The sequence below is a fragment of the Oleiphilus sp. HI0125 genome (assembly GCF_001635355.1).
This window is the reverse complement of sequence record NZ_LWGF01000731.1, coordinates 1-3,673: the sequence shown is the minus strand read 5'-3', so window position 1 is coordinate 3,673 and position 3,673 is coordinate 1. Positions and strand designations below refer to the sequence as shown.

The 3,673-nt window shown below is 45.5% G+C and carries 4 protein-coding genes; 3 read left to right on the top strand and 1 reads right to left on the bottom strand.

What is annotated here, in order from left to right; genetic code table 11:
- Positions 1 to 82: 82 nt before the first annotated feature.
- On the bottom strand, positions 83 to 1,120 hold the full coding sequence (rsgA, locus tag A3762_RS10820; protein ID WP_068755430.1) for a small ribosomal subunit biogenesis GTPase RsgA: 1,038 nt from the start codon (positions 1,118 to 1,120) through the stop codon (positions 83 to 85).
- A 116-nt stretch (positions 1,121 to 1,236) separates the two neighbouring features.
- On the opposite strand from rsgA, the gene orn reads away from it, so the two are divergent.
- The 3 genes from orn to mpl form a co-directional block, all read left to right on the top strand.
- Positions 1,237 to 1,779 (top strand): oligoribonuclease, encoded by a 543-nt coding sequence (orn, locus tag A3762_RS10815; RefSeq protein ID WP_068754249.1) that lies wholly within the window; start codon positions 1,237 to 1,239, stop codon positions 1,777 to 1,779.
- Positions 1,780 to 1,843: 64 nt separating this feature from the next.
- The gene (locus A3762_RS10810) at positions 1,844 to 2,533 is read left to right on the top strand and encodes a crotonase/enoyl-CoA hydratase family protein (RefSeq protein WP_068755429.1); all 690 of its coding nucleotides are present in this window, start codon (positions 1,844 to 1,846) and stop codon (positions 2,531 to 2,533) included.
- A gap of 67 nt (positions 2,534 to 2,600) precedes the next feature.
- A partial coding sequence (gene mpl, locus A3762_RS10805) for a UDP-N-acetylmuramate:L-alanyl-gamma-D-glutamyl-meso-diaminopimelate ligase (protein WP_068755427.1) occupies positions 2,601 to 3,673 on the top strand: 1,073 nt, incomplete at its 3' end.

Below are 3,673 nucleotides of genomic sequence, written 5' to 3'. Positions count from 1 at the left end.
GGGTAGTTTGCGTTTAAGTAAGTACTCCACCCATGATTGTAGATCTTGCGGATAAGTTGTTGTTTCGGCCATTCAGCATCGGTCAGTGAGTTTCGATGTCATCAAGTGTAGACAAGATATGGCGATAACTCTGCATTCTGGTTTCTGAAATTTTACCTTCTTCTAAGGCTTGTTGAATTGCGCATCCAGGTTCTTGCTCGTGTTTGCAGTCGCGGAATTTACAATAGCCAATGAAGGGTCTGAACTCTTTGAAGCCTTCAAGTAGTTCAGCCTCTGTGATGTGCCAGAGTCCAAACTCTCGAATCCCAGGAGAATCCACTAAACGGCCACCTTGTGGGAGGTGAAATAATTTAGCGGTCGTAGTGGTGTGGGTGCCTTTTCGTGTGTTTTCTGAGAGTTCACCAACGCGGATTGATTGATCACCGAGAATGGTGCGAATAAGTGAAGACTTACCAACACCAGATTGCCCGACAAACACGCTCGTGTGATTCGATAGCCAGCTTAAGAGTGTTTCACTACAGTCTTGTTGGTCATTTGCTGAGGTGAGCAATACTTCATAGCCGAGCGCTTTGTATGTATCCATCAGGCCGTGAATAAAGTCCCGGTTATCGTCGGTAATCAAATCACTCTTGTTGAACAGAATGGCTGGCTCAATGCCCGTTGTTTCGGCGGCCACAAGATAGCGGTCGATGAGGTTGGCGAAGGGTGTTGGTTCAAGCGCAACGACAATGAGTATGCGATCAATATTCGATGCGACTGGCTTAAGTTGACCGTAGTTATCAGGCCTTTGCAGGAGAGTGCTGCGCTCTAGGCGTGCTTCAATGACTCCACTGTTGTCGGCTCCGGGTCGCCATATCACTTCGTCACCGGTGACCAAAGCATCGATGTTTGCGCGGACATAACAGCGATATATCTCGCCTTTTGTTTCGCCTTCTAGCGCTTCGACATCAAGCGTTTGCCCAAAATGCGCAATAATTAAACCGCGCTGTTCGGCGCCAAGTTCGCCTCCTAACACTTGCTCGTCTAGTTTGCGTTGCTTCTTTTCAGCTCGGGCTGTTTTCTCTGCTTGTATTTTTTCGATGCGCCATTTTTGACGGCGATTGAGTTTACGTTTGCTCATGGGCTTCTCTGTTAAAAGGCGCAAGCATTCTATCAGTTTTTCTCATAGGCGGTTGTTCTAGTTCACTAAAGCCTATATTTTAGCTCTGATTAAAAATACAGAAGCGAATAACTTGCATGAAGCATAAATATAATTTGATTTGGATTGATCTTGAGATGACTGGTTTAGAGCCAGAGTCTGATCGTATTATTGAAATCGCCACTATCGTCACCGATGCGAACCTCAATACCTTAGCTGAAGGGCCCGTTATGGCAGTGCATCAAAGCGACGAATTACTTGATTCGATGGATGAGTGGTGTACTCGAACACATGGTGAATCTGGTTTAACGCAGCGAGTACAAGATAGCGAGTTCTCAGAGCGTGATGCAGAGCTGAATACCATTGAGTTTTTGCAAGAGTGGGTTGATAAAGGTGCATCACCGATTTGTGGGAATAGCGTAGGCCAAGATCGTCGTTTCTTGGTCAAATACATGCCAGAGTTGGAAGCCTATTTTCACTATCGAACTCTCGATGTGAGTACCTTGAAGGAGCTGACTCGCCGTTGGAAGCCTGAAATTTTAGATGGCTTTAAAAAACAGGGGACACATTTAGCATTAGATGATATCCGTGAATCGATCGCTGAGCTGCAATATTATCGTGAGCACGTGTTAAAGATATAAATTTAAGCGTCTTACATCGCTGAGATTGCCTTGTGAGATAAGAAAATACTAAAAGGTTTTTAAAATGAGTGAATTAGTCAAAGTAGAAATTAATGAATGCGTTGCCCTGTTAACGCTTAACAACGGCAAAGTGAATGCGTTTTCACATGAGATGATTGCAGACTTCAACGCAGCCTTAGACCAAGCAGAAGAAGCGAAAGCGCCTGTTGTGATTGCGGGTCATCCAGGAATGTTTTCTGCGGGTTTTGATCTTAAAGTTATGCAGAAAAGTATGGATGCTGCGATGGCTTTGGTTAAAGAAGGCTCTACATTGACGCGCCGATTATTGTCTTTCCCGACGCCTGTGATTGCGGCATGTACTGGGCACGCTGTAGCGCAAGGTGCATTTACTCTTTTATGTAGCGATTATCGAATTGGTGCAGCTGGCGAGTTCAAGCTTGGCCTGAATGAAGTGGCGATCGGTATGACGATGCACCATGCGGGTATTACGATGGCAAAACATGGTGTGACGGATCGTTATTTGAATCGTTCACTTTATTTGGCGGAAATGTTTGATCCTGAAACAGCTGTTGAAGCGGGTTTTCTAGACGAAATCGTTGAATTTGAAAAAGTTGTCGAGACGGCGATCGAATACGCTAAAGCAACTAAGAAACTTAATCGTCATGCGCACAAAGGCACCAAGCTTAAAGCGAGAGCAGGGCTTCTTGAAGAAATGGATCGAGCGATTGAGCTCGACGTTAACGGTAGTCTTTAGTTAACAGCATTCGAGTCATATTTTGTCTGTTCAACATATTCATATCTTAGGCATTTGCGGGACCTTTATGGGCTCGCTTGCCGCGCTCGCAAAAGAGCAGGGTTTGCGCGTTACAGGTTGTGATCAAGGAGTTTATCCTCCAATGAGTACGCAACTTGAGTCACTCGGTATCGAGTTGATTCAAGGTTTCGATACGCAGCAGTTAGATCTTGAGCCTGATCTGTTCATCATTGGTAATGCCATTAGCCGCGGTAATACTTTGCTCGAAGAAATTCTAGATCGAGGTTTGCCCTACACCTCAGGCCCTCAATTTCTTGCAGAACATATCTTGCAGGGAAAATGGGTGATGGGTGTTGCCGGTACGCACGGCAAAACTACGACAACGACGATGTTGGCGTGGATTCTTGAATATGCTGGAATGAAGCCGGGTTTCTTAATCGGCGGTGTGCCAAAGGATTTCGAATTTTCAGCTCGTTTGGGCGAAACCCCTTTCTTTGTGATCGAAGCGGATGAATACGACAGCGCATTTTTTGATAAGCGCTCGAAATTTGTTCATTACAAAGCTCGAACATTGATCGTTAACAATCTCGAGTTTGATCATGCCGATATTTTCGAAGACCTAAGTGCTATTCAAAAGCAATTCCATCATGTTATTCGTACCGTGCCGCGCAATGGTCGTGTGATTTATCCTCAAGGCAGCAAGGCTATTGATGAGACGCTTGAAAAGGGCGTTTGGGCTGAGAAACAAAGTTTTGGTGGAGAGGACTCTAGTACAGAAGCTCGTTATCACCTAGTTGAATCTGATGGTTCAGTCTTTGATGTGCGCTTAGCGGATCAGACGCACCGTGTTACATGGTCTATGACTGGTGAGCACAACGTATCGAATGCTTTAGCTGCGATGCTTGCTGCGCGTCATGTTGGTGTTGAACTCGAGCATTCTGCGCAAGCTTTGAGTCGATTTGGCGGCATTAAGCGTCGCATGGAAGTATTGATCGATCGAGATCAAATTGCTTTATACGACGATTTCGCGCATCACCCTAGTGCTATTAAAACGACGCTCTCAGGGCTTCGCGCTAAGGTTGGGCCTGAAAAGATTTTAGCTCTCATCGAACCGCGTTCAAACACCATGCGTATGGGTAT